At 72.1% G+C, this 26,525-nt stretch carries 21 protein-coding genes; 14 read left to right on the top strand and 7 right to left on the bottom strand.

Going from position 1 to position 26,525, the window contains the following annotated elements; translation table 11 throughout:
* Positions 1-31: 31 nt before the first annotated feature.
* From ABT342_RS20170 to ABT342_RS20155, 4 genes are read right to left on the bottom strand one after another with little or no spacing between them, the layout of a single operon-like run.
* A complete protein-coding gene (locus tag ABT342_RS20170) occupies positions 32-736 on the bottom strand; it encodes a response regulator (RefSeq protein WP_351575345.1) in 705 nt (234 codons plus the stop codon).
* A 51-nt stretch (positions 737-787) separates the two neighbouring features.
* Positions 788-1,927 (bottom strand): sensor histidine kinase, encoded by a 1,140-nt coding sequence (locus ABT342_RS20165; protein ID WP_351575342.1) that lies wholly within the window; start codon positions 1,925-1,927, stop codon positions 788-790.
* The gene (locus tag ABT342_RS20160) at positions 1,924-2,724 is read right to left on the bottom strand and encodes a glycerophosphodiester phosphodiesterase (RefSeq protein ID WP_351575339.1); all 801 of its coding nucleotides are present in this window, start codon (positions 2,722-2,724) and stop codon (positions 1,924-1,926) included. The genes ABT342_RS20165 and ABT342_RS20160 overlap by 4 nt, the downstream gene beginning before the upstream one ends.
* A gap of 7 nt (positions 2,725-2,731) precedes the next feature.
* Complete coding sequence (locus tag ABT342_RS20155; protein ID WP_351575337.1) at positions 2,732-3,826, bottom strand: adenosine deaminase; 1,095 nt, start codon at positions 3,824-3,826, stop codon at positions 2,732-2,734.
* Between the two features lie 67 nt (positions 3,827-3,893).
* On the opposite strand from ABT342_RS20155, the gene ABT342_RS20150 reads away from it, so the two are divergent.
* Complete coding sequence (locus ABT342_RS20150) at positions 3,894-4,592, top strand: DUF4190 domain-containing protein (RefSeq protein ID WP_351575334.1); 699 nt, start codon at positions 3,894-3,896, stop codon at positions 4,590-4,592.
* 92 nt (positions 4,593-4,684) lie between these two features.
* Here the strand turns inward: ABT342_RS20150 and ybiA are convergent, their stop codons facing one another.
* Entirely contained in the window at positions 4,685-5,248 is a 564-nt protein-coding gene (gene ybiA / locus ABT342_RS20145) for a riboflavin biosynthesis intermediates N-glycosidase (RefSeq protein ID WP_351575331.1), read from the bottom strand.
* Positions 5,249-5,423: 175 nt separating this feature from the next.
* Here ybiA and ABT342_RS20140 point away from each other — a divergent pair, with 175 nt between their 5' ends.
* From ABT342_RS20140 to ABT342_RS20105, 8 genes are all read left to right on the top strand, one after another.
* Complete coding sequence (locus ABT342_RS20140) at positions 5,424-6,956, top strand: gamma-aminobutyraldehyde dehydrogenase (protein WP_351575328.1); 1,533 nt, start codon at positions 5,424-5,426, stop codon at positions 6,954-6,956.
* Positions 6,957-7,031: 75 nt separating this feature from the next.
* Positions 7,032-8,282, top strand: a complete 1,251-nt coding sequence (locus tag ABT342_RS20135) for an ABC transporter substrate-binding protein (RefSeq protein ID WP_351575325.1) — start codon at positions 7,032-7,034, stop codon at positions 8,280-8,282.
* 51 nt (positions 8,283-8,333) lie between these two features.
* Positions 8,334-9,485: an ABC transporter ATP-binding protein gene (locus ABT342_RS20130; protein WP_351575322.1), complete on the top strand. Its 1,152-nt coding sequence runs from the start codon at positions 8,334-8,336 to the stop codon at positions 9,483-9,485.
* Positions 9,482-10,402, top strand: a complete 921-nt coding sequence (locus tag ABT342_RS20125; protein ID WP_351575319.1) for an ABC transporter permease — start codon at positions 9,482-9,484, stop codon at positions 10,400-10,402. Before ABT342_RS20130 ends, ABT342_RS20125 begins: the two co-directional genes overlap by 4 nt.
* Positions 10,402-11,199, top strand: a complete 798-nt coding sequence (locus tag ABT342_RS20120; protein WP_351575316.1) for an ABC transporter permease — start codon at positions 10,402-10,404, stop codon at positions 11,197-11,199. The genes ABT342_RS20125 and ABT342_RS20120 overlap by 1 nt, the downstream gene beginning before the upstream one ends.
* Positions 11,200-11,231: 32 nt before the next feature.
* Entirely contained in the window at positions 11,232-12,647 is a 1,416-nt protein-coding gene (locus tag ABT342_RS20115) for an NAD(P)/FAD-dependent oxidoreductase (protein ID WP_351575313.1), read from the top strand.
* Between the two features lie 197 nt (positions 12,648-12,844).
* Positions 12,845-13,309 carry a bifunctional DNA primase/polymerase gene (locus tag ABT342_RS20110; protein ID WP_351575311.1) on the top strand — a complete coding sequence of 155 codons (465 nt, stop codon included), beginning with the start codon at positions 12,845-12,847 and terminating at the stop codon, positions 13,307-13,309.
* Positions 13,310-13,386: 77 nt separating this feature from the next.
* Positions 13,387-14,283 (top strand): hypothetical protein, encoded by an 897-nt coding sequence (locus ABT342_RS20105; protein ID WP_351575309.1) that lies wholly within the window; start codon positions 13,387-13,389, stop codon positions 14,281-14,283.
* Between the two features lie 152 nt (positions 14,284-14,435).
* Here the strand turns inward: ABT342_RS20105 and ABT342_RS20100 are convergent, their stop codons facing one another.
* A complete protein-coding gene (locus ABT342_RS20100; RefSeq protein WP_351575307.1) occupies positions 14,436-15,233 on the bottom strand; it encodes a phosphatase PAP2 family protein in 798 nt (265 codons plus the stop codon).
* A 160-nt stretch (positions 15,234-15,393) separates the two neighbouring features.
* A complete protein-coding gene (gabT, locus tag ABT342_RS20095; RefSeq protein ID WP_351575304.1) occupies positions 15,394-16,755 on the bottom strand; it encodes a 4-aminobutyrate--2-oxoglutarate transaminase in 1,362 nt (453 codons plus the stop codon).
* Between the two features lie 601 nt (positions 16,756-17,356).
* On the opposite strand from gabT, the gene ABT342_RS20090 reads away from it, so the two are divergent.
* The 5 genes from ABT342_RS20090 (at position 17,357) to ABT342_RS20070 (ending at position 26,393) form a co-directional block, all read left to right on the top strand.
* On the top strand, positions 17,357-19,444 hold the full coding sequence (locus ABT342_RS20090) for a type IV secretory system conjugative DNA transfer family protein (RefSeq protein ID WP_351575301.1): 2,088 nt from the start codon (positions 17,357-17,359) through the stop codon (positions 19,442-19,444).
* Positions 19,445-19,651: 207 nt separating this feature from the next.
* Positions 19,652-21,211 (top strand): PucR family transcriptional regulator, encoded by a 1,560-nt coding sequence (locus ABT342_RS20085; protein ID WP_351575298.1) that lies wholly within the window; start codon positions 19,652-19,654, stop codon positions 21,209-21,211.
* A 360-nt stretch (positions 21,212-21,571) separates the two neighbouring features.
* The gene (locus tag ABT342_RS20080) at positions 21,572-22,558 is read left to right on the top strand and encodes an EamA family transporter (protein WP_351575295.1); all 987 of its coding nucleotides are present in this window, start codon (positions 21,572-21,574) and stop codon (positions 22,556-22,558) included.
* A 138-nt stretch (positions 22,559-22,696) separates the two neighbouring features.
* Positions 22,697-24,142 carry an aldehyde dehydrogenase family protein gene (locus ABT342_RS20075; RefSeq protein WP_351575292.1) on the top strand — a complete coding sequence of 482 codons (1,446 nt, stop codon included), beginning with the start codon at positions 22,697-22,699 and terminating at the stop codon, positions 24,140-24,142.
* Positions 24,143-24,440: 298 nt separating this feature from the next.
* Positions 24,441-26,393 carry an acyl-CoA dehydrogenase family protein gene (locus ABT342_RS20070; protein ID WP_351575289.1) on the top strand — a complete coding sequence of 651 codons (1,953 nt, stop codon included), beginning with the start codon at positions 24,441-24,443 and terminating at the stop codon, positions 26,391-26,393.
* Positions 26,394-26,525 lie beyond the last annotated feature (132 nt).

The following is a 26,525-nucleotide window of genomic DNA, read 5'->3' as shown; positions in this document are numbered from 1 at the left end:
CGGATCGCCGGAGCGGGCGGTTCCCGCCGCCTCACTTCCTCGCCGGTACGGGGGAGCCCGCGGGCCCGTCTCCCCCCGCGGAGGGAGCGATCAGCCCCGTCTCGTACGCGCAGATGACCGCCTGGATCCGGTCGCGCAGCCCCAGCTTCGCCAGCACGTTGCCCACGTGCGTCTTCACCGTGTGCTCGCTGACGACGAGCTCGGCCGCGATCTCCGCGTTGGACAGGCCGCGCCCCAGCAGGAGCAGCGTCTCGCGTTCGCGTGCGGTCAGGGCGTCCAGCCGCCCGGCGGCCGGGAGGGCGTCGCGGCGGGCCGTGTGCTGCGTGTACTCCTCGATCAGCCGGCGCGCCACGGAGGGCGCGAGCAGCGAGTCGCCCCGCGCCACCACCCGGACCGCGTGCACCAGGTCGTCCCGCCGTACGTCCTTGAGCAGGAACCCGCTCGCGCCCGCGTGCAGCGCGTCGTACACGTACTCGTCGGCGTCGAACGTCGTCAGCATGACCGTGCGGCACGCGCTCTGCGCGCTGATCACGCGGCAGGCCTCGATCCCGTCCATGCCGGGCATCCGGATGTCGAGCAGCGCCACATCGGGGGCCAGGCGGCGCACCGCGTCGACGGCCTGCGCGCCGTCGCCCGCCTCGGCGACGAGCTCGATGTCCGGCTGCGCGTCCAGGATCATCGCGAAGCCGCTGCGGACCAGCTCCTGGTCGTCGGCCACCACCACACGGATCGTCAACTCCCCACCTCCGCCCGGGATCCTACGGGCCCAGGGGGAGCGCCCGGGATCCTACGGGCCCAGGGGGAGCGTGACGCCGACCTCGAAGCCCCGGCCGTCCGGGCCCGGTCCGGTGTGCCCCGTGCCGCCGTGGGCGGCGGCCCGTTCGCGGATGCCGATCAGCCCGTGGCCGCCGGGTTTCCCCGTACCAGGACCCGGGCCCCGCCCGTCGTCGGTGACCGTGATCCGCAGCAGGTCCTCCTCGTACGCGAGCCGGACGCGGACCGTGGCCGCCCTGGCGTGCTTGACCACATTCGTCAGGGCTTCCTGCACCACGCGGTGTGCCGTCGCCTCGGTGTGCGCGGGCAGCGGGCGGACCTCGCCCGTGACCTCGTACGCCACGTCGAGGCCGCTCCCGCGCACTCGCCGGACCAGCTCCGGCAGCCCGTCCAGGCCGGGCTGGGGCTCGCGCGGAGCGTCACCGGCCGCCTGCGGGCCGCCGTCGTCACCGTCCTCGCGCAGCACACCGAGCATCCGGCGCAGCTGGACCATCGCGTCCCGGCCGGTCTCGGAGATCGCGTCGAACGCCGCCTCCGCGCGCTCCGGAGCCGTACGCACCGCCACCGGACCCGCCTCCGCCTGCACGATCATCAGGCTGACCGCGTGGGACAGGATGTCGTGCATCTCGCGGGCGATACGGGCCCGTTCGCGGGCGGCGGCCTGCTCGGCCTCGATCCGGTGCGCCCGCTGCCGGGCGTCGGTGAGCCGCCCGAAGACGTACGCCGCCGCGAAGACGAACAGGGAGAAGGTCAGCTCACGGGCCGAGCGGGTGTTGAGCCACACGGACACCGGCACCGCCACGACCAGCAGCAGGATGGTGGCCAGCCGCTTCGGGGGCGGCGAGACGGCGGCGATCGTGTAGACGATGACCAGGCCGGTGTAGGGGAGGGGCTGGCCGGGCCCCTCCACGGCCAGCTTGTACAGCGCGCTGGCCGCCAGGATCGCCAGTAGTACGGCCACGGGGGCGCGGCGGCGCCACACCAGCGGCACGACGGTCAGGGTGGTGAGCCCGTACGCCGCCCAGGTCGCGGGCGCCAGCTCGGGTGAGCGGGGCACCACGAACGGCATCGTCATCGCGGCCTGGACCAGCAGCGCGATGGCGATGTCCACGGCCCACGGGCCCGCGACCGGCAGCGCCCGGATCCTCATCATCGGCGGTTCGCCCTGCGGAGCACCGAGCTGAGCGTGTCGACGCGGTTGGTGGTGATGGAGTCGACGCCCGAGTCCACGAGTCGGCGCATCGTGCGGCGGGTGTCGGCGGTCCAGACGGACAGCAGATAGCCGTCCCTGTGGACCCGGTCCGCGAGCTCCCGGCTGACCAGCCCGAAGCGGTAGTTCAGCCAGCGCGGCCGCAGCGCGTCGAGCAGCACCGGACGGGGCGGGGCGAGCGACGTCCACGTCAGGGCGATCTCCGCGCCCGGGTCGGCGGCGCGGACGTGGAGCAACCCGTCCGGGCCACCGCAGTAGTAGACGCGCTCGCCCGCGCCGCACTCATGGACCGTGCCGACGATCCGGCGCACCGCCGCGGCGTCGGCGCCCGGCAGATCGAGCATCAGCCGGTGCCCGCCCACCGCGCCCAGCGCCTCCCGCAGGGTCGGCACCCCGCCGTACGCGGGCACCTTGCCGTGCGCAGGCACCTTGCCGGACGTCGGTCCTCCGCCGGACGTCGGTCCTCCGCCGGACGTCGCCACCCCGCCGTACCTCGGCTCGGTCGGCCCGGTCAGCTCGGTCAGCTGCTCGTACGTGAGGCGGGCGAGCGGACGGTCGTGGCCCCACAACCGCTTCAGCGTCTCGTCGTGGAGCAGCACCGGTACGCCGTCGCGGGTCAGCCGGACATCGACCTCGACGGCGTCCGCGCCCCGCTCGATCGCCGCGCGCAGCGACGGGAGCGTGTTCTCGCGGGCGATGTACGGGTCGCCCCGGTGACCTACGACGGTGACGGTGCGCATCGCTGCCTCAGGCCTGCTTCGCGAGCCACTGCTCGGTGTACGTGTCGATCTCCGAGGCGATCCTCGCCTTGCCCGCCGGGTCGAGGAAGGACGCCTCCACCGCGTTCTTGGCGAGGGCCGCGACGCTGCGCTCGTCCAGTTCGAGGAGCCGGGCGGCGACCGCGTACTCGTTGTTGAGGTCGGTGCCGAACATCGGCGGGTCGTCGCTGTTGATCGTCACCAGCACGCCGGCCGCGACCATCTCCTTGATGGGGTGCGCGTCGAGGTCGGCGACGGCGCGGGTGGCGATGTTGGAGGTGGGGCAGACCTCCAGGGCGATGCGGTGCTCGGCGAGGTGCGCCAGCAGCTTCGGGTCCTGGGTGGCGCTGGTGCCGTGGCCGATGCGCTCGGCGCGCAGGTCGCCCAGCGCGTCCCAGATGGTCTGCGGGCCGGTCGTCTCGCCGGCGTGCGGGACGCTGTGCAGTCCGGCGTCGATGGCGCGGTCGAAGTACGGCTTGAACTGCGGGCGCGGCACGCCGATCTCGGGCCCGCCGAGCCCGAACGACACGAGGCCCTCGGGCCGTAGGTCGACCGCGAGCCGGGCGGTCTCGGCGGCCGCTTCGAGGCCCGCCTCGCCGGGAATGTCGAAGCACCAGCGCAGGACGGTCCCGAACTCGGCCTCGGCCGCCTTGCGGGCGTCCTCGATCGCGTCCATGAACGCCTGCTCGGGGATGCCGCGGTGGGTCGAGCTGAACGGGGTGACGGTCAGCTCGGCGTACCGGATGTTCTGCCGGGCCATGTCCCGGGCAACCTCGAAGGTGAGCAGCCGGACGTCCTCGGGGGTGCGGATGAGGTCCACCACCGAGAGGTAGACCTCGATGAAGTGTGCGAAGTCTGTGAAGGTGAAGTACTTGGCGAGGGCCTCGGGGTCGGTGGGGACCTTGGAGTCCGGATGCCGGGCGGCGAGCTCGGAGACGATGCGCGGCGAGGCCGACCCGACGTGGTGGACGTGCAGCTCGGCCTTGGGCAGCCCCTCGATGAAGGGGGTCAGATCGGTCATCGAGTCCTCCGTGGGTGCTGGGTGCTGGGCCGTGTCCGCTGGTCCGAACCGGTCAGGGATCATCGTAGGCGGGGGCCGTGCCCGTGCGGGGCGGGGCCGTAGCATGACAATCCAGCGATGGGGGAGGCCCATGTCAGACCAGAGCGACCAGCACCCGGGTGGGAACGAGCCGGTGGATCCGTGGGCTCCGCCGGAGCGCAGGGCGCCGCAGGAGCCGCAGGACAGGGTGGAGCTCGGCAAGTCCGCGCCGAACGCGCGGCCGACGGTGCACGACCATCCGACGGTGACGTCGATGCCCGCGGGGGGCACCGGGGCCGGTGCCGTCCCGCCGCCGCCGGTGGCCCCGGGCGGACCCGCCCAGCCCACCCCCGACCCGTACGGCTACCCGGCCGCCACCGCCCCCGCCACCTCCGGCTACGGCTACCCGCCCGCCGGCTCCGGGTACGGCTACCCGGGATACCCGGGCTACCCCGGCTACGGCACGACCGGCTGGCAGCAGGGCCCGGCGAACGGTATGGGCATCACGGCGATGGTGGTCGGCATCGTCGCGGTCGTCGGATTCTGCTTCTACGGACTCGGTGTCGTGCTCGGGATCCTCGCGCTGATATTCGGCTTCCTGGGTCGCGGAAAGGCCAAGCGCGGGGAGGCGACCAACGGCGGCATGGCGTTGGCGGGCATCATCCTCGGCGCGATCGGCATCGTGATCAGCGGAGCGTTCCTCGGCTTCCTGATCTGGGCGATCGTCCAGGGCCCCGAGTCGAGCCGCTACGAGGACGACCCCTGGTCCTCCTCGTCCTCCTCGCTGACCGTCAGCTCGTCCCCCCGCTAGCCTTCCCACCTCCCCCGAACCCCGCATACCGGTCGGACCCGTCCGGGCAGCCCCCCCCCGCGCCGCCCGGACGGCTCCGCCCCCGCCCCCCGCTAGCCCTGCGCCCGCAGGCGCTCCCGGGCCTCCATCAGGGCGAAGCCCAGAAGGTTCAAGCCGCGCCAGCGGGAGGGGTCGTGGGCGCGCTCGTCGTCCGCGGCGAGACCGATGCCCCAGACACGGTCGAGCGGGCTCGCCTCCACGAGCACCCGGTCGCCGGTCGACAGGAGGAAGTCGCGCAGGTCCGCGTGGTGGGCGAACTTGTGGACGCTGCCCTCGACGACGATCCCGAAGCGCTCGCGCTCCCATATCTCGTCACTGAAGCCGCGCACCAGCCGCCCCGCCTTCTTCGCGAGCGCCGGATTCGCCGCCTCGACGGCCTTGCGCTCCGCTTCCGGATCCCTGAAGAGGCGGGCTTTCGCGGCCATCATCCAGTGCTCGGCGGTCGCATACTCGATTCCATCCACGGTGAATGGCGACGGCCACCACTGGCTCAGACAGCTCGCCCCGATCGTCCCGTCGCGGCGTGGCGCGTGCCCCCAGAAGTGCAGGTACTTGATCCGCTTGCCGCCCCTGACCTGCTCGATCAGGGCGTCGGCCGACGGGCTGGTGATCTCCATGCATGCGAGTCTGGCATCCGCCACTGACACTCCGTACGGGGATCGGTGCTCCGAATCGACACATGGTCGACCGATTCCGTCGCGTAACCAAAAGGCAACTACGGAATCACTTGTTGGCGAAGTTGGGCTCTGTCAGGATCGGCACTCAATTCGAGCTGGAACAACGGAGAGCGTCATGGGCAACCGCTTCCAGGGGCAGGACCGTTTCGTGCCGGACCGTTTCAAGGACGGCGCACAGTACATCGGCGGACGGCTGCGCCCCGGCACATCAGGGCGGCACCACGCCGTCGTCGACCCCGCCACCGGAGAGCAGGTCCTCGACTACGAGCTGGCGGGCACCGCCGACGTCGACGCCGCCGTCGCCGCCGCGCGCGAGGCGTTCCCCGGCTGGGCGGGCGCCACCCCCGGCGAGCGCTCCGACGCCCTGCACCGCTTCGCGTCCGTGCTCGCCGAGCAGGCGGAGGACTTCGCCCGGGCCGAGTCCCTGCAGTGCGGCAAGCCGATCAAGCTGACCCGCGAGTTCGACGTGCCCGGCACCGTCGACAACACCGCGTTCTTCGCGGGCGCCGCGCGTCACCTCCAGGGCCAGTCCGCGGGCGAGTACAGCGGCGACCACACCTCGTACGTACGCCGCGAGCCGATCGGCGTCGTCGGCTCCATCGCGCCGTGGAACTACCCGCTCCAGATGGCCGCGTGGAAGGTCCTCCCGGCCATCGCGGCGGGCAACACGATCGTCCTCAAGCCCGCCGAGATCACCCCGCTGACCTCCCTGATGTTCGCCCAGGCGGCGAGCGCGGCCGGGATCCCGGACGGGGTGGTCAACATCGTCACCGGGGCGGGACGGGACGCGGGCGAGCACCTCGTCGGGCATCCGGACGTCGCCATGACCTCCTTCACCGGCTCCACCCCCGTCGGCAAGCGCGTGGCCGAGGTCGCCACCGCCACCGTCAAGCGGCTCCACCTGGAACTCGGCGGCAAGGCCCCCTTCGTCGTCTTCGACGACGCCGACCTGGACGCCGCCGTGCACGGCGCGGTCGCCGGCTCGCTGATCAACAGCGGCCAGGACTGCACCGCCGCCACCCGCGCCTACGTTCAGCGACCGCTGTACGACGCCTTCGTCGCCGCCGTCGCCGACCTGATGGAGACCGTACGCCTCGGCGACCCCTTCGACCCCGCCACCGACCTCGGCCCGCTCGTCTCGCACGCCCAGCGCGACCGCGTCGCCGGCTTCGTCGACCGGGCGCGCTCGTACGCCACCGTCGTCACCGGCGGCCAGGTGCCCGGCGGGAACCTGGAGAAGGGCGCGTACTATCTGCCGACACTCATCGCGGACGCCGCCCAGGACAGCGAGGTCGTCCAGTCCGAGATCTTCGGCCCGGTCCTGGTCGTGCTGCCCTTCGACTCCGACGACGAGGGCATCGCGCTCGCCAACGACACCCCTTACGGTCTCGCCGCCTCCGCCTGGAGCCGCGACGTGTACCGCGCGGGCCGCGCCACCCGTGAGATCAAGGCGGGCTGCGTCTGGGTCAACGACCACATCCCGATCATCAGCGAGATGCCCCACGGCGGCTACAAGGCCAGCGGCTTCGGGAAGGACATGTCGACGTACTCGTTCGAGGAGTACACGCAGGTCAAGCATGTGATGTACGACAACACCGCGGTAGTCAGGAAGGACTGGCACCGCACGATCTTCGGGGACCGACTGTAACGATATGCGGCTACTGCCGCGTGGACCAGCAGCCGTACGACCGGCGGCGAACCATCCCGAAAGGGCAACCAGCGCATGAAGCAGTACCAGCCCGAGCGTCTCTCCGCCGCGCAGGAGGCAGCGATACGGCGCAGCATGACGAACGGCCGGGGCGCCCTCTCCCGCCGTTCCCTCCTGCGCGCGTCCGGAATCGGCGCGCTCACGATCGGCGGCATGGGCGCCCTGAACGCCTGCGGAATCCCGCCCGCCCAGCGTTCCGACGGCACGGCCGCGGCGTCCGACGACCACTCGGCCAAGGAGAAGCAGCTCACCTTCTCCAACTGGACCCAGTACATCGACATCAGTGACGACGAGAAGAGCCGTCCCTCGCTGAACGCGTTCACCAAGCGCACCGGGATCACGGTCAAGTACACCGAGGACATCAACGACAACGTCGAGTTCTTCGGCAAGATCCGGCCCCAGCTCGCCGCCGGCCAGGACACCGGACGCGATCTGATCTGCGTCACCGACTGGCTCGCCGCCCGCATCATCCGCCTCGGCTGGGCGCAGAAGCTCGACGCGGCCAACCTGCCGCACGCCTTCGCCAACCTCTCCCCCCAGTTCCGCAGCCCCGACTGGGACCCGGGCCGGGCCTACTCGTACCCCTGGACCGGTATCTCCACCGTCATCGCGTACAACGCCAAGGCGACCGGCGGGCGCAAGATCGAGAGCGTCGCGCAGCTGCTGGAGGACCCCGCGCTCAAGGGCCGGGTGGCGTTGCTCTCGGAGATGCGCGACACCGTCGGGATGACCCTGCTCGACATGGGCAAGGACCCGGCGAAGGTCACCGACGACGACTACAACGCGGCGATCGCCCGCGTCCAGAAGGCCGTCGACAAGAAGCAGATCCGCCGCTTCACCGGCAACGACTACACCTCGGACCTCGACAAGGGCGACCTGGCCGCCTGTCTGGCCTGGGCCGGTGACCTCGTCCAGCTGCGGGCCGACAACCCCGACATCCAGTTCGTCATCCCGGACGCCGGCTACATGACCTCCAGCGACAACCTGCTGGTCCCGGCCAAGGCCCGGCACAAGACCAACGCCGAGAAGCTCATCGACTACTACTACGAGCTCCCCGTCGCCGCGCAGCTCGCCGCGTACATCAACTACGTGTGCCCGGTCGAGGGAGTGGGCCCCGAACTCGCGAAGATCGACCCCGCGCTCGCCAAGAACCCGCTGATCCTCCCGGACAAGGCCATGGCCGCCAAGTCCCACGCCTTCCGCTCGCTCACCAGTGAGGAAGAGACGGCGTACGAGGAGAAGTTCGCCAAGCTCATCGGCGCCTGACCGCTGCCCCCCGCACCCCTGCTCCCCCTAGACCTCTCGGGACCGCGACCCATGACTGACAAGACCGCGGGCGGCGATGTCCGCCTCACCGGGATCAGCAAGAGCTACGGCTCCTTCAACGCCGTGCACCCGCTGGACCTGACCGTGCCGGAGGGCTCCTTCTTCGCCCTGCTGGGCGCGTCCGGCTGCGGAAAGACCACCACGCTGCGGATGATCGCCGGACTGGAGGACCCCACCTCCGGCACCGTCCACCTCGGCGACAGGGACGTCACCGACCTCCCGCCCTACAAGCGCCCGGTCAACACCGTCTTCCAGAGCTACGCCCTCTTCCCCCACCTCACCATCTACGAGAACGTCGCCTTCGGGCTGCGCCGCCGCGGCATAAAGTCCGTGAAGAAGCAGGTCGGGGACATGCTCGAACTCGTCCAGCTGGGTGACAAGGCGGGCCACAAGCCGCACCAGCTCTCCGGCGGCCAGCAGCAGCGCGTCGCGGTCGCCCGCGCCCTCATCAACCATCCGCAGGTGCTGCTCCTCGACGAGCCGCTCGGCGCCCTCGACCTCAAGCTGCGCCGACAGATGCAGCTGGAGCTCAAGCGGATCCAGACCGAGGTCGGCATCACCTTCATCCACGTCACCCACGACCAGGAGGAGGCCATGACGATGGCCGACACGGTCGCGGTGATGAACGGCGGCCGGGTCGAGCAACTGGGCGCGCCCGCCGAGCTGTACGAGAACCCGCAGACGACCTTCGTCGCCAACTTCCTCGGTACCTCGAACCTCATCGAGGCCGAGGTGTCCGAGAACAACGGCGGCGGTGTCGTCGTCTCGGCCGCCGACGCCAAGCTGCGCCTGCCCGCCGGGCGCTGCGCGACCAGTCCCACCGCCGGCGGGAAGCTGCTGGTCGGTGTCCGCCCCGAGAAGATCTCCCTGGCGCACGCCGACGACGCCGGTGAGATCGCCGAGGGCCGCAACCGCGTCACCGGGAGGATCGCCGCCTCCAGCTTCATCGGTGTCTCGACCCAGTTCGTCATCGACAGCCCGGTCTGTCCGGAGCTGGAGGTGTACGTCCAGAACATCGAGCGGGACGGCCGCTTCGCCCCCGGCGCCGAGGTCGTCCTGCACTGGAGCCCGGAGCACACCTTCGGCCTCGACGCAGCGCAGGACATCGACGCGGGTGTGGAGACGGTGGAGGAGGCCGCATGACCACCGCCACCGAGGCCGCCGCCCCGGCCGGCCCCGCCCTGCGCAAGCAGCCGGTGCGCCGCAAGCTGGTCCCGTACTGGCTGCTGCTGCCGGGCATCCTGTGGCTGCTGGTCTTCTTCGCGCTGCCGATGGTCTACCAGGCCTCGACGTCCGTGCAGACCGGCTCGCTGGAGGAGGGCTACCAGGTCACCTGGCACTTCCAGACGTACTGGGACGCGCTGAGCGAGTACTACCCGCAGTTCCTGCGGTCCGTGCTGTACGCGGGCACGGCCACCGTCCTGTGTCTGCTGCTCGGCTATCCGCTCGCGTACCTCATCGCGTTCAAGGCGGGCCGCTGGCGCAATCTGCTGCTGGTCCTGGTCATCGCGCCGTTCTTCACCAGCTTCCTGATCCGTACGCTCGCCTGGAAGACGATCCTCGCGGACGGCGGACCGGTGGTGGACGCCCTCAACACCATCGGCTTCCTGGACGTCACCGGCTGGCTCGGGATGACCGAGGGGAACCGGGTGCTGGCCACCCCGCTCGCGGTCGTCACCGGCCTGACGTACAACTTCCTGCCGTTCATGATCCTTCCGCTCTACACCTCGCTGGAGCGGATCGACCCGCGCCTCCACGAGGCGGCGGGGGACCTCTACGCGAGGCCGTCGACCACCTTCCGCAAGGTGACCTTCCCGCTGTCGATGCCGGGAGTCGTCTCCGGGACGCTGCTGACGTTCATCCCGGCCAGCGGTGACTACGTCAACGCCGAGCTGCTCGGCTCCACGGACACCCGGATGGTCGGCAACGTCATCCAGTCGCAGTTCCTTCGGGTGCTCGACTACCCGACAGCGGCCGCGCTGTCCTTCATCCTCATGGCGGTCGTGCTGATCATGGTGACCGTCTACATCCGCCGGGCCGGGACGGAGGACCTCGTCTGATGCGCTGGATACGCCGCAACCTCGTCGTGATCGTGGGCCTGCTGACGCTCGTCTACCTGATCCTGCCGAACATCGTCGTGATGGTGTTCTCCTTCAACAAGCCGGCCGGGCGGTTCAACTACTCCTGGCGGGAGTTCTCCACCGACGCGTGGAAGGACCCGTGCGGAGTCGCCGACATGTGCGGCTCGCTCAGCCTGTCGCTGTGGATCGCCCTCTGGGCGACGATCGGCGCCACGGTCCTCGGCACGATGATCGCCTTCGCGCTGGTCCGCTACCGCTTCCGGGCGCGTGGCGCGATCAACTCGCTGCTGTTCCTGCCGATGGCGATGCCCGAGATCGTCATGGCCGCCTCGCTGCTGACCCTCTTCCTCAACCTGGGGGCGGAGCTCGGGCCCACGACCATCCTCATCGCCCACACCATGTTCTGCCTCAGCTTCGTGGTGGTGGCGGTCAAGGCGCGCGTGCTGTCGATGGACCCGAGGCTGGAGGAGGCCGCGAAGGACCTCTACGCGGGGCCCGTGCAGACCTTCCTGCGGGTGACGCTGCCGATCGTGGCGCCCGGGATCGCCGCGGGCGCGATGCTCGCCTTCGCCCTCTCGTTCGACGACTTCATCATCACCAACTTCACCTCGGGCAACACCGTCACCTTCCCCATGTTCGTGTGGGGTTCGGCGCAGCGCGGTACGCCCGTCCAGATCAACGTCATCGGTACGGCCATGTTCGCCATCGCCGTCATCGTCGTCGTCGCCGGCCAGGTCATCGCCAACCGGCGGAAGAAGACCGCACTACCCAAGTAGCACCCGAGCAAGACCCTGAAGGAGTGGAAACCATGGCCCCAGCTGCCATGACCTTTGCCTCATCGCTCTCCGACGCCCAGCCCGTCCCCTTCTGGCTGGAAGACCCCGGCAAGCCCGCCGCCCTGCCCGCCCTCACCGGCACCGAGCGGACCGACCTCCTGGTCGTCGGCGGCGGCTACAGCGGACTGTGGACCGCGCTCCTGGCCAAGGAGCGCGACCCCGAGCGGGACGTCGTCCTCATCGAAGGCCGCGAGGTGGGCTGGGCCGCCTCGGGCCGCAACGGTGGCTTCTGCGCCGCCTCCCTCACCCACGGCCTCGGCAACGGGATCGCCCGCTGGCCGGCGGACATGCCGAAACTGGAGGAGCTCGGCGCGCGGAACCTCGACGCCATCGAGACCGCCGTCGCCACGTACGGGATCGACTGCGACTTCGAGCGCACCGGCGAGATCGACGTCGCCACCGAGCCGTACCAGCTCGAAGAGCTCCGCGAGGTGTACGAGGAGGCCGAACGGCTCGGCTTCGCCGACGGCCTGGAGCTGCTGGACGAGGGCGCGGTGCGTGCCGAGGTCGACTCGCCGGCCTTCCTCGGGGGGCTGTACGACCGGCGCGGCGTGGCCATGCTGCACCCGGCGAAGCTCGCCTGGGGCCTCAAGCGGGCCTGCCTCGATCTCGGCGTACGGATCTACGAGAACACCCGCGCCGAGGAACTCGCCTCGTCCGGCGACCGGATGGCCGTCCGCACCCCGTACGGCCGGGTCTTCGCGCGGCGCGTGGCGCTCGGGACGAACGTCTTCCCGTCGCTGGTCAAGCGCGTGCGGTCGTACACCGTCCCGGTGTACGACTACGCGCTGATGACCGAGCCGCTGTCGCCCGCCCAGCTGGAGGCGATCGGCTGGAAGAACCGGCAGGGGCTCGGCGACAGCGCCAACCAGTTCCACTACTTCCGGATCACCGCCGACCACCGCATCCTGTGGGGCGGCTACGACGCCATCTACCCCTTCGGCGGCAAGGTCAGCGCCGAGATGGACCACCGGCCGGAGACGTACCTCAAGCTCGCGGGCCAGTTCTTCGAGTACTTTCCGCAGTTGGAGGGGCTGCGCTTCAGCCACGCCTGGGGCGGCGCGATCGACACCTGCTCGCGCTTTTCCGCCTTCTTCGGTACGGCCCACGGCGGGAAGGTCGCGTACGCCGCCGGTTACACGGGTCTCGGCGTCGGCGCCACGCGCTTCGGCGCGGACGTGATGCTCGATCTGCTCGCGGGCGAGCGCACCGAGCGCACGGAGCTGGAGATGGTGCGGACGAAGCCGCTGCCGTTCCCGCCGGAGCCGGTCGCCTGGGCCGGGATCGGCCTGACCAAGTGGTCGCTGGCCCGCGCGGATGCCAATGGCGGACGGCGCAATCTGTGGCTGAAGGCGATGGACCGCCTGGGCCTCGGCTTCGACAGCTGACCCTTCCGTCTCAAGATCGCCGGTTGCGCGCCCCCGGGGGTCCCCCCACGCCCTCAGGGCGTAGGGGGCGCACAACCGGCGATCTTCTTGTGCCCCTTCACTCCGCATGAGCAGCCGAAACCCGCGTCATCGATCCGCCCCACCCGCGCTCTCGCCGTGCAGGACATCCGCACCACACGGAACGGAGGCTGTTGGCGATGAACGGCTCGGGGGCGAGGACAGCGGTGGAATGGCTGGTATCGGCGGCGCGGGACCCCGACGCCTGCCGCTGGGAGTGGGAGCGGCACCCCTTGGGCATCGCCCTGCTCCCGGCGGGCAGGCGCTGGGACGTACTGATCCTGCCCGGAGCGCTCGGCTGTCCGGCACTCGACGTACTGACCCGGCTCGTGGACCGGCCGGGCCCGGTCCTCGCCGATTTCGGTGATGGGCGAGTGGGGTTCTTCGTGCCGCCGGGCACGTCGGCGCGCTGGGTCGGCACGGGCGTGCGCAGCGCCGGGAAGGGCACCTGGATCGTCGTCCCGTATCCGGGCCGGTCCACCGGCGGGGTGCGCTGGCTGATCGCGCCGGACGGTTCCGGGACACTGACCGACCCGTCGCTGCTGGAGCTGTCCATGCACGAGGCGGCCGCCGCGATCGCGAGGGGCGGGGAGGCGACGGGGTGAGCGGGCCGATCTCCGCGCTCGAACCTGTCAAGGCCAGGGCGGGAACCGCGCGCCGCCGCCCGGTGTGATCATGTGGCATGGGGAGATATCTGTCGGCCGTCTGGTTCGTGGGCAGCGCGCTCACCGCCCTGCAGTTCCAGGCGGTGGTGCTCGCGCTGTTCAGCGGCGGCACGGCCCTCGCGGTCGTCCTCGCCGTCGCGGTGCCGCTCGCGGTCGCGCTGTTCGCGGGCGCCGGGACCGTCGCCCGCCCCCTCGTGCCGCTCACGCGCCGGACGCGTGGGCTGTGGGTGTGGGCGGCGGGCGTGTACGCGCTGGGCACGGCGGGTGCGTTCGGCGTCCTGATGCTGCAGTGGCGCGACCACGGCCTGGAGCTGGGCGCCCTGTACTACCCGGCCGGCGGGGTCTGCTACGCGCTGGCCGCCGCGCTCTTCCTGCCGGGCGCGCGGGCCAGGCTGGCCACGCTCGTGGTGACGGCGGCCTGTGCGGGCGGTGTGGCGTTCGCGGCCTGGGAGGCGGGCCGTCCGCCCACCGCCGACGAATGGATCGGCACCAGTGGTGTGGACCGCGCCTTCCTGCGGGTCGGGGACCCGCCGCCCGGCTACGCGCTGGGCGCGGGCGGTGGGAGCCGGGCCGACTTCGGTGTCTCGTACGACAAGCCGGGCGCGGCGGGGCTGCGTCTCACCGTGCGCCGCGACAGCTACGAGACCGAGCGGGCCGACGCGCGTGGCTGCCCGGTCCCCTTCGGCGAGAAGATCCGCTGCACGGACGACGGTGGGGGCCGACTGCTGGTCGACTTCGCGTACGACACCGGCTACGCGCGCAGCGAGCTGCGGCTGCGCCGGGACGGGCTCGTCCACACCGTGACGCTGGCGAGCCGCGACGGGGACCTGGCGGCGGCCCGAGGCATCCTGACGAGCCTCAGGCCGGCGACCGACGCGGAGATCGAGAGGATCGTGGCCGCGTCCCCGCGGTGAGGAGGCGGCGCCGCGGTTCCGCGATCGGCCTCGCGGGCTCGTGCGGTCGGGGGCCTGTTCACGGTGGTGGGGGAGGCGGCCGATGGGCCTCGGTTCCGCGATCGGCGTCGCCGGGCATGCTGCCCGCACGGTGAGGAGGCAGCCGATGCGCCTCAGGCCCGCGACCGCCGACGCTGCCGGGCTCGCCACCATCGCGGGGCTGTCCACGCGGCGATGAGCAGCGCCCCGCACAGGCACCAGCTGCCCAGCACGTCCAGCGGCCAGTGGTAGCCGCGCAGGACGAGCCCGGCACCGGTGCCCGCGGTCAGCAGGGCGGCGGCCGGCAAGAGCCACCGGCTGACCAGCAGCGCCGCCGCGAGGTACGCCACCATCGCCGTCGCCGCGTGCCCCGAGGGGAAGTAGCCGGTTGCCGGGTTCAGCGGGCCCGGCCGGTCGGTCAGCTCCTTCAGCGGGACGACCAGCGTGGGGACGAGGGCCATCGCGAGGACCGCGGCCAGGGCGTGGGCGCGTCTGCCGCGCCAGGCCGCGTAGGCGACGGCGGCGGCGAGCACCGGCAGTGCGACGGGCATATTGCCGAGATCGGCGAGGAATTCGGCGAGCCCGGCCGGTCCGTCACCCACGACCGCACGGCTCGCCCGCTCGTCCAGCACGCGCAGTGGACCACCGGCGACGACCTGCCAGGTGATCAGCGCGAACAGTGCGATGAGTACGGCGACGAGTACGAGGAGAAGAGCCGGCCGCCCCGGAACAGGGGGGGTGGTTCCGAGGCGGCCGCCTGGACCGGTTTGCCGCGCGCCCCGGGGGGTTTGGGGCGGGCGGCCATCCGATCGGTGAGGAGATCCGGAGCCCGAAGCTCCGGTGGTGTGCGCGAAGGCACGACCAGGTCGGGGCTGGGGAGGCTCCGGCCTGGGGTCGCCCGCAGTCTCCTGCGAGCGGGGTGTTTCTCTCATCTGCAGAAACCGTACGGCAGAAGGGAGGGGGCCGACAGCGGGATCTCCATCCCGCCATTGGCCCCCCACACGTTCTTCACAGAGAGCGCGCCGTGATTACTCGCGGTCACACACCTGCGGTCACGCGGCCACGCTCACGCCCCCGCGCTCACCGGAGTGGTCAGACCGTCGCGGTCGCGGCCTCGATCGCGAGCGCGGCCTCGATGACGTCCAGGCCCTCGTTCAGCAGCTCCTCGCTGATGACCAGCGGGGGCAGGAAGCGCAGGACGTTGCCGTACGTACCGCAGGTGAGCACGAGCACGCCCTCGGCGTGGCAGGCCTTGGCGAGCGCCGCGGCGGCGGCCGGGTTCGGCTCCTTGGTGGCCGGGTCCTTCACCAGCTCGATCGCGATCATGGCGCCGCGGCCGCGGATGTCGCCGATGATCTCGCCGTTCTTGGCGTTCTTCCGCATCTCGGCGAGGCGGCCCTTCATGACCTCCTCGATGCGCTTGGCCTTGCCGTTGAGGTCCTGCTCGCGCATGGTCTCGATGGAGCCGAGCGCACCGGCGCAGGCCACCGGGTTACCGCCGTAGGTACCGCCCAGGCCACCGCCGTGCACGGAGTCCATGATCTCGGCGCGGCCGGTGACGGCGGCGAGCGGCAGACCGCCCGCGATGCCCTTGGCGGTGGTGATCAGGTCGGGGACGATGCCCTCGTCCTCACAGGCGAACCACTGGCCGGTGCGGCAGAAGCCGGACTGGATCTCGTCGGCGACGAAGACGATGCCGTTGTCGTTGGCGAACTTCACGATCGCCGGGAGGAAGCCCTTGGCCGGCTCGATGAAGCCGCCCTCGCCGAGGACCGGCTCGATGATGATCGCGGCGACGTTCTCGGCGCCGATCTGCTTGCTGATCTGGTCGATGGCCTGGGCGGCGGCCTCGGGGCCGCAGTTCTCCGGGCCGGTGGGCCAGCGGTAGCCGTAGGCGACCGGGACGCGGTAGACCTCGGGGGCGAACGGGCCGAAGCCGTTCTTGTACGGCATGTTCTTCGAGGTCAGCGCCATCGTCAGGTTCGTACGGCCGTGGTAGCCGTGGTCGAAGACGACGACGGCCTGACGCTTGGTGTACGAACGGGCGATCTTGACGGCGTTCTCGACGGCCTCGGCGCCGGAGTTGAACAGCGCGGACTTCTTGGCGTGGTCGCCCGGGGTCAGCTCGGCGAGGGCCTCACAGACCTCGACGTAGCCCTCGTACGGCGTGACCATGAAACAGGTGTGGGTGAAGTCCTGCAGCTGCGCGGAGGCGCGGCGTACGACGGCCTCGGCGGAGGCGCCCACGGAGGTCACGGCGATGCCGGAACCGAAGTCGATGAGGCGGTTGCCGTCGACGTCCTCGATGATGCCGCCGTCGGCCTTGGCGGTGAACACGGGCAGCACGGAGCCCACGCCACCCGCGACCGTGGAGAGACGACGGGCCTGAAGCTCCTGCGACTTCGGGCCGGGGATGGCGGTGACGACGCGGCGCTCCTGCGGGATTGCAGTCATGAGGGCTCCTGGGGGTCTTTCGGACACACTTCTGCTTTCTTGGCAGGCTAGGTCCGGGTTGGGGGGTCGGGCATGCTCCGTTCGGGAGTGGTGGGGGTGTGTCGTTGTCCGTCACGGACATAGCGAGGTGTGGGGCGCGGTCCGGGGCCGCTGCGGGCCGCCCCGGGCCCGCTGGGCCGTTCGGGTCACCGGTCCGCCCGTCGGGCGGCCGCGGACCCTGGCCGGGCGGCGCGGCCGCACGGCCCGGCAGCCCGGCGGCGACCGGCCGACGGGGCGAGGGGGTGTCTTGTGGATCAGGCCGGGCTCGCGTGCCCTGGCACCGCGCCTCGCTGCGTTGTCGTCGGTCGGCATGGCTCCTCCCCCGTAGCCCTTCGGGCACGGGGGTACCCCCAGACTCCCTCCTCCGTCTTGCGATCCGTCCCCCAGGCCCTGCGGGCCTGGGGAGACCCCATGCCCCAGACCCCGCTCCCTGATCCGGCCTGATCCACAAGACACCCCCTCACCCGCGCAGTCGTCCGGGGTCGCTGAACTCCCCGCCCGGGGGCACTAGATTGACGGTGGCACAGATGCGCGGTCCTGGCTGGTCAGGGGGCAGGGGTTCATGGACACCGAAGGCACGTTCGAGACACGTGGTACGCGGGCGGACAGCGCCCGACCCGTGCCCCGCCCCGCGGGCCCCCCGCCGCTGCCGCCCGCCCTCCCCCCGGCCCCCACGCACGCCCCGATGCCCGTCACGGGCGCCTCCGTCGCGGACTGGCTGCGTACGCCACGGCCCCAGGCCGCCCCTGGCATCTGGCGCCTGGGCCACCGGCCCCGCCCCGAGCAGGAGCCGGAACTGATCCCGGCCCGGAGGCTCTTCGCGGGCGCGCTCATCGCGCTGTTGTCGGGCTGGCTGCTGTGGTCGCTGCTGTGGAACGGCTACCTCGGCAGCTACTGGATCTGGCCGCTGCTCGTCCTCACCCCGGACTCCTGGCGCTCCGACCCGCCGCTGTGGGCGACGGCCAGCTACGTCTACTACGCCCTCGTCGGCGGCGGCCTCCTCGTCTTCTTCGCCCGCGTCGGCCACGTACCGGACATCTGGCGCCGGTACGCCCGCAAGCGGGACGTCCCCGCCCCGCCGCCGCGGCCCGAGGCGGACCCCGCCGACTGGCCCGAGCTGCGGGCCGCCGGGCTGGAGGAGGCGGCGCGCACGCTCACCGAGGCCACGGCGAAGGGCCTGCTCGGCGACGTCGACTACGCCCGCATCCGACGCGCCTGGCAGGGGGTGCGCACCCGCCCCGAGCGGCTGCCCGCCTTCGCCGGAGCGGTACGTGCCGACGGCGCGGCCGCCTGCGCCCACCCCTCCGGCGTACGGGACCTGCCCGTCCGTACCGCCGCCCACGACCTGGCCACCGGACAGGTACGCATCGGCACCGCCGCCGACCACCCCCGCAACCCCTACGCCCGGCGCACCACCGGCGTCGCGCTCGAACCGGCCCTGCTCGGGACCTCGCTGCTGGCCGTCGGGCCCTCCGGGTCGGGGAAGACCGTCCGGCTGGTGCGGCCCGTCGTCGAGTCCCTGTGCCTCCAGGCGCTCGCCAACCGCACCGCCGTCGTCGCCGTCACCGCGCAGGGCACGGCCCTCGCCCCCGACGACAGCTTCGACGTCGTCGTCGCCGTCGGCAGGCCCGACGCCACCCACGACCTCGATCTGTACGGCGGAGCCGACGACCCGGACGAGGCCGCCCGGATCCTCGCCGAAGCCCTCGTCGGCGACCTCGTCGCCGACAGCCGCCGCGCCGCGACCGCGGTCGCCCAGCTCATCGGTCCCTACCGCAGCGCCCACGGGCACTTCCCGACCGTGCCCGAGCTGCGCGAACTCCTCGGCGGCGCCCCGGACGCCCTCGCCGCGCTCCGGGCGGCCGTCGCGGGCGACCCCGCCCAGCTCCGCGAACTCGACGCCCGCGCCCGCCAGTCCGAGCGCGGCGACGACATCGGCGTCCTGCTCGCCGAGCGCATCGCGTTCCTCGACCGGCCCGCCTTCGCGCGCTTCTTCCGCACCGACGGGGAGAGCCGGCAGTTCTCGCTGCGCGCCGTCGAGCACCCGCTGCGGGTCCGCGTCGACCTGCCGGAGCGCGGCCACGCCGAGGCGTCCCGGATCATCGCGCGGCTGCTGCTCGCACAGTTCACGGAGGCGGCACTCGCCCGCGCCGACCGGTCTCTGTTCGCCTGCCTCGTCCTCGACGACGCGACGCACACCGTCACGGCCGACTCCGTACGCGCCGTCCAGCGGCTGCGGTCCGCCCACGCCGGGGTCGTCCTCGCCCTGCGCACCCTGGAGGACGTGCCCGAGGCGCTGCGCGGCGCGTTGCTGGGCGCGGTCGGCTGCCGGATGGCGTTCGCGGGGCTCGCGCCCTGGGACGGCGGGCGGTTCGCGGAGAGCTGGGGCACCGAATGGGTGCAGACCAGGGACGTCACCAACCGGCAGATCATCTCGGACGAGCCGCTGACCAAGGCGATGCACTTCATGCGCCGGCTCGTGACCGGGAAGGCCACCACGGCGGAAGCCGTGACCGTACGCGAGGTCGAGCGGCAGCGCTGGTCGGCATCCGAGCTGGCACACTCCGTGCCCGCCGGGCACGCGGTACTCTCCCTGACCTCGGTCCGGGGGGAGCACGCCCCTCCGCTGCTGGTGGATCTGCGGACGTAGGGGAATGAGAGCCGTGTCCCACGGACCGTGCCGGGCTTGCCGGGCTCGCGTGGCACGGTCGCCGATCCGGGCCGAAGAGCGGGCTCTGCCCCCGGCACTCGTACGCGGTGGCAGAATCGAGGTATGCCGTTCGTACGGGACGGCGAAATCCTTCACCCCCGGTCCCCCACCCCCAGTCCCCCGCCTCCGTCGAAAGCCCGCGGTCCCATGCCGGTCACCCTCGCCTCGCTCGTCCAGCACTCCGCGCTCAAACTGACCGTGCGCGCGGGGGAGGACCGGCTCGGGACACCCGTGCGCTGGGCGCACGTCAGCGAACTCGCCGACCCCGTGCCGTACATGGAGGGCGGCGAGCTGCTCCTCGTCACCGCGATGACGCTGGACGCCGCCGACCGGGAGTCGATGCGCCGCTATGTGCGGCGGCTCGCGGGCGCGGGAGTCGTCGGACTCGGTTTCGCCGTCGGGGTCAACTACGACGACATCCCCGAGGCGCTGCTCGAAGCCGCGCAGGAGGAGGACTTCCCGCTCCTCGAGGTGCCGCGCCGCACTCCGTTCCTGGCCATCAGCAAGGCGGTCTCCGCCGCCATCGCCGCCGACCAGTACCGGGCCGTCACCGCCGGTTTCGAGGCCCAGCGGGAACTCACCCGCGCCGCGCTCGCCGAGGGCCCCGCGGCCCTGCTCGCCAAGCTCGCCTCGCACGTGGACGGCTGGGCCGCGCTCTACGACACCACCGGAGCGGTCGTCGCCGCCGCACCCGACTGGGCCACCCGCCGGGCCGCCCGGCTCACCGCCGACGTGGAGCGGCTGCGCGAGCGGCCCGCGCCCGCCAGCGCCGTCGTCGGCGGGACGGACGACCGGGTCGAGCTCCAGTCGCTGGGCACCGGGCGACGGGTGCGGGGGGCGCTCGCCGTCGGCACGGGGGCCCCGCTCGGTACGGCGGAGCGGTACGCCGTGCACTCCGCGGTCGCGCTGCTGACGCTCACGACGGAACGTTCCCGTTCGCTCCAGGCCGCCGAGCAGCGGCTCGGCGCGGCGGTGCTGCGGATGATGCTGTCCGGGCAGCCGGACCACGCGAGGGCCGTCGCCGGGGACCTGTACGGCGGGCTGCTCGACGCCCCCTTCCGGGTGCTGATCGCCGAACCCGCGGGCGAGCAGGACCCGGCCGCCGAGCACCCGGTCCACACGCTCGCCGAGTCCCTGGAGTCCGCCGCCGCCCGCTCCGGCGAGGCCGTACTGACCGTGCCCGAGGGCGACGACCGGCTGATCGTGCTCGCCGCCGACGCCGGGGCGGTCGTCCTCGCCTGTGAGACCTACGCGGAGCGGGAGGCGGAGGACGCGGGCCTCGTCGTCGGCATGTCCGCCCCGACCGGCCCGATCGCGGCCGGCGCGGCGTACAAACAGGCCGAACAGGCCCTGTCGGTCGCCCGCCGCCGGGGCAGGGCCCTCGTCGAGCACGAGGAACTGGCGGCCGGATCGGTCCTGCCACTCCTCGCCGACGACGCCGTGCGGGCCTTCGCCGACGGCATGCTCCGCGCCCTGTACGAACACGACGCGACCGGCCGCGGCGACCTGGTCGCCTCCCTGCGCGCCTGGCTCTCCCGCCACGGCCAGTGGGACGCGGCCGCCGCGGACCTGGGCGTCCATCGCCACACGCTGCGCTACCGCATGCGCCGGGTCGAGGAGATCCTCGGACGCTCGCTGGACGACCCGGACGTGCGGATGGAGCTGTGGCTGGCGCTGAAGGCGACATCGGCGCCGGAGCCGGAGTAGGCGGGGGGCTCCGCCCCCGAACCCCCGCTCCTCAATCGCCGGAGGGGCTGGATTTCCAGCCCGTCTGGGGGTCCCCCCACGCCCGCCAGGGGGTCCCCCCATGCCCGCAGGGCATAGGGGGAGTAGGGGGAGATTGAGGACACGGCCGAAGGCCGTACCGGGGGCTGGGGGGCTTGCCCCCCCACGCGGCGGAGCCGCACATCGACACTGCGGGAAGGGGCGGGGCGGGGAAAAAGCCCCGCGCAGCGGTCCGCCCCAGCCCCCCGGCCCTCCCCTCGCCCCGCGGGAATGCCACCCTCCCCGCTCGTGCTGGACCTACGTCAGCCGTACCGTCACCGCGCCCCAGGAGCCCGCCCGCCCATGACCAGTCCCGCCCGCCGGACCCCGTCCCCGGCAGACGACACGGCCGCCGCACCGAGCGGCGCGGCCGCGCTCTCCGATCATCCGGCTCCCGAGCGGCGGCGAATATCCGGCCCCGTCTGGGGCGCGCTGGCCATCGTGTACGTCGTCTGGGGATCCACCTACCTCGGCATTCGCATCGTCGTCGAGACCATGCCCCCGTTCCTCTCCGCAGGAGCCCGGTTCGTCACCGCCGGACTGATCCTCGCCGCGATCATCGCCTGGCGGCAGGGGCCGTCCGCCCTGAGGGCCACCCCCGCCCAGCTGGCCTCCGCCGCCGTGGTCGGCCTGCTCCTGCTCCTCGGCGGCAACGGGCTCGTCGTCCTCGCCGAGACCACCGTGCCGTCCGGGCTCGCGGCCCTGCTCATCGCCGTCGTACCGGCCTGGGTGGTGCTGCTGCGCAGGGCCTTCGGCGAACGGCCCGGCCTCGGCGCGTACGCCGGCGTACTCCTCGGGCTCGCGGGACTTGCCGTGCTGACCCTGCCGGGGCTCAGCGGCGACGTCCGGATCAGCGGCGTCCTGCTGGTCATCGTGGCCACCGTGATGTGGTCCGTCGGATCGTTCTCGTCGTCCCGCATCCCGATGCCCAAGAACGTCTTCGCCGCCAGCGCGTACGAAATGGTCGCCGGCGGCCTCGCCTGCCTCCTCGTCGGCCTCGGCCGCGGCGAGCAGCACGGGTTCTCGATCGACCAGGTCTCCGGCCGCTCCTGGACCGCCCTCGCCTACCTCATCGTCTTCGGCTCGCTCATCGCGTTCACGGCGTACGCCTGGCTGCTGCACTCCGCGCCGCTCTCGCTCGTCGCCACGTACGCCTACGTCAACCCGGTCGTCGCCGTCCTGCTCGGCGCGCTGATTCTGGACGAGAGCCTCACCTGGCCGATCGCCGTCGGCGGCGCCGTCGTCGTGGCCGGCGTATGCCTGATTGTGAGCACGGAACGCAGGCGCTGACCTGCGCATTCAACAAACCGTACGAGACCGCGCGCTTGACCACTCCACGCCGGACAAACGCTATTCCGGACGCGCCGCCCTACCTTGTGAGGAGAAGCCACCGCACTACTTCTACCTCTGAAGGGCCGGGACTCGCACATGACTTCCACCCACGCCTTCTGGCTCGCCGGCCGCCAGGCCACCGGCGACGCCACCTTCGACGTCACGTCCCCCTGGGACGGCCGGCTCGTCGGCACGGTCAGCGTGCCGACCGACGCCCAGGTCGAGGAGGCCGTCGCCGCCGCGCACGCCGTCGTGGACGAGTTCGCCGCGACCCCGGCCCACGTCCGCGCCGCTGCCCTCGACCACGTGTCGAAGCGGCTCGTCGAGCGCACCGAGGAGATCGCCCAGCTGATCTCCGCCGAGAACGGCAAGCCGATCAAGTGGGCCCGTGGCGAGGTCGGCCGTGCGGTCTCCGTCTTTCGCTTCGCCGCCGAGGAGGCCCGCCGCTTCAACGGTGGCGAGGCCCAGCGCCTCGACACCGACGCCGGCGGCCAGGGCCGTCTCGCCCTCACCCGCCGCTTCCCCAAGGGCGTCGTCCTCGGTATCGCGCCGTTCAACTTCCCGCTGAACCTGTGCGCCCACAAGATCGCCCCGGCCATCGCCGTCGGCGCGCCGATCATCCTCAAGCCGGCGCCCGCCACCCCGCTGTCCGGCCTGATCATCGGTGAGCTGCTGGCCGAGACCGAGCTGCCCGCCGGCTCCTGGTCCGTGCTCCCGGTGCTGAACGAGAAGATGCCCGCCCTGGTCAAGGACGAGCGCCTCCCCGTCATCTCCTTCACCGGCTCCGACAAGGTCGGCTACGCCATCCAGGAGTCCGTGCCCCACAAGCACTGCACCCTGGAGCTCGGCGGCAACGCCGCGGCCGTCGTCCTCGCCGACTGGGCCTCCGAGGAGGACCTGGACTGGGCGGCGACCCGGATCGCCACCTTCTCCAACTACCAGGGCGGCCAGTCCTGCATCTCCGTGCAGCGCGTCATCGCCGACGCGTCGGTCTACGACCGGCTCGTCCCGAAGGTCGTCGCCGCCGTCGAGGCGCAGGGCACCGGTGACCCGTCCAGCGACGCCACCGACGTCGGCCCGCTGGTCAGCGAGGACGCCGCCAAGCGCGTCGAGGCCTGGGTCGACGAGGCCGTCGCCAAGGGCGCCACGCTCCTCACCGGCGGCAAGCGCGAGGGCGCGACCTACGCCCCGACCGTGATCTCCGACGTTCCGGCCGACGCGACCCTCGCCTGCGAGGAGGTCTTCGGCCCGGTCCTCACGCTGCACCGCGTCGACGGTGAGGCGGCCGCGTTCGCCGAGGTCAACAACTCCAAGTTCGGCCTGCAGACCGGTGTCTTCACCCGCGACCTGCAGACGGCGTTCCGCGCCCACCGGGCGCTGGAGGTCGGCGGCGTCGTCGTCGGCGACGTCCCGTCCTACCGCGCCGACCAGATGCCGTACGGCGGCGTCAAGCAGTCCGGCGTGGGCCGCGAAGGCGTGCGCTACGCGATGGACGACTACACGTACGAGCGGGTCCTGGTCCTGACCGGACTGGCCCTCTAGTACCACCCGAGCCGACGGCCGGAGCCCACTGTGCGGGGGCTCCGGCCGTCTTCGTGTGCCCGGCTTCGTGCGTCGTGTACGCGGCTTCGTGCTTCGTGTGCACGGGTTCGTGTGCGCGGCTTCGTGCGCGGCGTACGCGGCATCGTGTGCGCGGCGCACGCGTACACCCGGCCGGACCCGGAGGACTGGTGGGGCGCTCCCAGGTCGGGTACATACGGATGAGTAGTAATTGAGCAGCACCGGACGGTACATCCTTTGCGTCCGGCCGCCCCCTACGCCGCGGCGAGGTGAGTCCCTCATGTCCGCCCCATCCAAACCGCAACCTCAGGCAGCCCCCAAGGTCTCCGAGCGGGAAGCCCGCCAGGTCGCAGAGGCAGCGCGCGAGCAGGGCTGGCGCAAGCCCAGCTTCGCCAAGGAGATGTTCCTCGGCCGCTTCCGGCTCGACCTGATCCATCCGCACCCCATGCCGGCCCCCGAGGACGTCCAGCGCGGCGAGCAGTTCCTCGCCAAAGTCCGCGACTTCTGCGAGACGAGGATCGACGGAGCGCTGATCGAGCGCGAGTCCCGGATCCCGGACGAGGTGATCAGCGGGCTGAAGGAGCTCGGGGCCCTCGGGATGAAGATCGAGCCCAAATACGGCGGGCTCGGCCTCACCCAGGTCTACTACAACAAGGCCCTGGCCCTCATCGGCACCGCGAGCCCGGCCGTCGGCGCGCTGCTCTCCGCGCACCAGTCGATCGGCGTGCCGCAGCCGCTGAAGCTCTTCGGCACCCCGGAGCAGAAGGAAGCCTTCCTGCCGCGCTGCGCCCGTACCGACATCACGGCGTTCCTGCTCACCGAGCCGGACGTCGGCTCGGACCCGGCGCGCCTGGCCACCACGGCCGTCCCCGACGGTGACGACTACGTCCTCGACGGCGTCAAGCTCTGGACCACCAACGGCGTGGTCGCCGACCTGCTCGTCGTCATGGCCCGGGTACCGAGGTCCGACGACCACAAGGGCGGCATCACCGCCTTCGTCGTGGAGGCGGGATCGCCCGGCATCACCGTCGAGAACCGCAACGCCTTCATGGGCCTGCGCGGCATCGAGAACGGCGTCACCCGCTTCCACCGGGTCCGCGTCCCCGCCGCCAACCGCATCGGCCCCGAGGGCTCCGGCCTCAAGATCGCCCTGACCACGCTCAACACGGGGCGGCTCTCGCTGCCCGCGGTGTGCGTGGGCGCAGGGAAGTGGTGCCTGAAGATCGCCCGAGAGTGGTCGGCCGTACGGGAGCAGTGGGGCAAGCCGGTCGCCAAACACGAGGCCGTCGGCGCGAAGATCTCCTTCATCGCCGCCACGACCTTCGCTCTCGAAGCCGTCGTCGACCTCTCCTCCCAGATGGCGGACGAGGACCGTAACGACATCCGCATCGAGGCGGCCCTCGCCAAGCTGTTCGGCTCCGAGATGTCCTGGCTGATGGCCGACGAACTCGTCCAGATCCGCGGCGGGCGGGGCTTCGAGACCGCCGAGTCGCTGGCGGCGCGAGGTGAGCGGGCCGTGCCCGCCGAGCAGATGCTGCGGGATCTGCGCATCAACCGGATCTTCGAGGGCTCGACCGAGATCATGCACCTGCTGATCGCCCGCGAGGCGGTCGACGCGCATCTCTCGGTCGCCGGGGACATCATCGACCCGGACAAGTCCCTCGGGGACAAGGCGAAGGCCGGTGCCCAGGCGACGGCGTTCTACGCCCGCTGGCTGCCGAAACTCGTCGCCGGGCCGGGTCAACTGCCGCGCTCGTACGCCGAGTTCCACCCGGCCAGGCACGCCGACCTGTCCACGCATCTGCGCTACGTCGAGCGCGCGGCGCGCAAGCTCGCCCGCTCCACGTTCTACGGGATGTCCAGGTGGCAGGGCCGGATGGAGACCAAGCAGGGCTTCCTCGGCCGTGTCGTGGACATCGGAGCGGAGCTCTTCGCGATGAGCGCGGCGTGCGTACGGGCCGAGCACCTGCGGCTCACCGGGGCGCACGGGCGCGAGGCGTACCAGCTGGCGGATGCGTTCTGCCGGCAGTCGCGGCTGCGGGTCGAGGAACTCTTCGGCCGGCTGTGGTCCAACACCGACGAGCTCGACCGGAGGGTCGTGAACGGCGTGCTCGCCGGCGCGTACACCTGGCTCGAGGACGGCATCGTCGACCCCAGCGGCGACGGCCCCTGGATCGCGGACGCGACCCCGGGCCCGGCGACCGGAGAAAACGTCCACCGCCCCATCGGCTGACCGGGCCCGCCTGCTCGCCGGGGCAGGCGGCCCCATCCTCCCCATTACCTTCTTGGTGGTCCCGCAATGGGGCGCCCGGCCTCCGGAGTTGGCATGACTTTCTCCCCCTGTCGAACGCATGGCCTGGGGGGT

Origin of the sequence: Streptomyces sp. NPDC000410, from assembly GCF_040300305.1 — a bacterium.
Classification (GTDB): domain Bacteria; phylum Actinomycetota; class Actinomycetes; order Streptomycetales; family Streptomycetaceae; genus Streptomyces.
Note: the sequence above shows the minus strand (reverse complement) of the source record. Positions and strands in the feature narration are given on the sequence as shown.

What these genes read in the sequence shown, in the direction of transcription:
- ABT342_RS20165 (WP_351575342.1), bottom strand. Translation starts at nt 1,927, where the DNA reads ATGATGAGGATCCGGGCGCTGCCGGTCGCGGGCCCGTGGGCCGTGGAC.
- ABT342_RS20160 (WP_351575339.1), bottom strand. Translation starts at nt 2,724, where the DNA reads ATGCGCACCGTCACCGTCGTAGGTCACCGGGGCGACCCGTACATCGCC.
- ABT342_RS20155 (WP_351575337.1), bottom strand. Translation starts at nt 3,826, where the DNA reads ATGATCCCTGACCGGTTCGGACCAGCGGACACGGCCCAGCACCCAGCA.
- ABT342_RS20150 (WP_351575334.1), top strand. Translation starts at nt 3,894, where the DNA reads ATGTCAGACCAGAGCGACCAGCACCCGGGTGGGAACGAGCCGGTGGAT.
- ybiA (WP_351575331.1), bottom strand. Translation starts at nt 5,248, where the DNA reads ATGGAGATCACCAGCCCGTCGGCCGACGCCCTGATCGAGCAGGTCAGG.
- ABT342_RS20140 (WP_351575328.1), top strand. Translation starts at nt 5,424, where the DNA reads ATGGGCAACCGCTTCCAGGGGCAGGACCGTTTCGTGCCGGACCGTTTC.
- ABT342_RS20135 (WP_351575325.1), top strand. Translation starts at nt 7,032, where the DNA reads ATGAAGCAGTACCAGCCCGAGCGTCTCTCCGCCGCGCAGGAGGCAGCG.
- ABT342_RS20130 (WP_351575322.1), top strand. Translation starts at nt 8,334, where the DNA reads ATGACTGACAAGACCGCGGGCGGCGATGTCCGCCTCACCGGGATCAGC.
- ABT342_RS20125 (WP_351575319.1), top strand. Translation starts at nt 9,482, where the DNA reads ATGACCACCGCCACCGAGGCCGCCGCCCCGGCCGGCCCCGCCCTGCGC.
- ABT342_RS20120 (WP_351575316.1), top strand. Translation starts at nt 10,402, where the DNA reads ATGCGCTGGATACGCCGCAACCTCGTCGTGATCGTGGGCCTGCTGACG.
- ABT342_RS20115 (WP_351575313.1), top strand. Translation starts at nt 11,232, where the DNA reads ATGGCCCCAGCTGCCATGACCTTTGCCTCATCGCTCTCCGACGCCCAG.
- ABT342_RS20110 (WP_351575311.1), top strand. Translation starts at nt 12,845, where the DNA reads ATGAACGGCTCGGGGGCGAGGACAGCGGTGGAATGGCTGGTATCGGCG.
- ABT342_RS20105 (WP_351575309.1), top strand. Translation starts at nt 13,387, where the DNA reads ATGGGGAGATATCTGTCGGCCGTCTGGTTCGTGGGCAGCGCGCTCACC.
- ABT342_RS20100 (WP_351575307.1), bottom strand. Translation starts at nt 15,233, where the DNA reads ATGAGAGAAACACCCCGCTCGCAGGAGACTGCGGGCGACCCCAGGCCG.
- gabT (WP_351575304.1), bottom strand. Translation starts at nt 16,755, where the DNA reads ATGACTGCAATCCCGCAGGAGCGCCGCGTCGTCACCGCCATCCCCGGC.
- ABT342_RS20090 (WP_351575301.1), top strand. Translation starts at nt 17,357, where the DNA reads ATGGACACCGAAGGCACGTTCGAGACACGTGGTACGCGGGCGGACAGC.
- ABT342_RS20085 (WP_351575298.1), top strand. Translation starts at nt 19,652, where the DNA reads ATGCCGGTCACCCTCGCCTCGCTCGTCCAGCACTCCGCGCTCAAACTG.
- ABT342_RS20080 (WP_351575295.1), top strand. Translation starts at nt 21,572, where the DNA reads ATGACCAGTCCCGCCCGCCGGACCCCGTCCCCGGCAGACGACACGGCC.
- ABT342_RS20075 (WP_351575292.1), top strand. Translation starts at nt 22,697, where the DNA reads ATGACTTCCACCCACGCCTTCTGGCTCGCCGGCCGCCAGGCCACCGGC.
- ABT342_RS20070 (WP_351575289.1), top strand. Translation starts at nt 24,441, where the DNA reads ATGTCCGCCCCATCCAAACCGCAACCTCAGGCAGCCCCCAAGGTCTCC.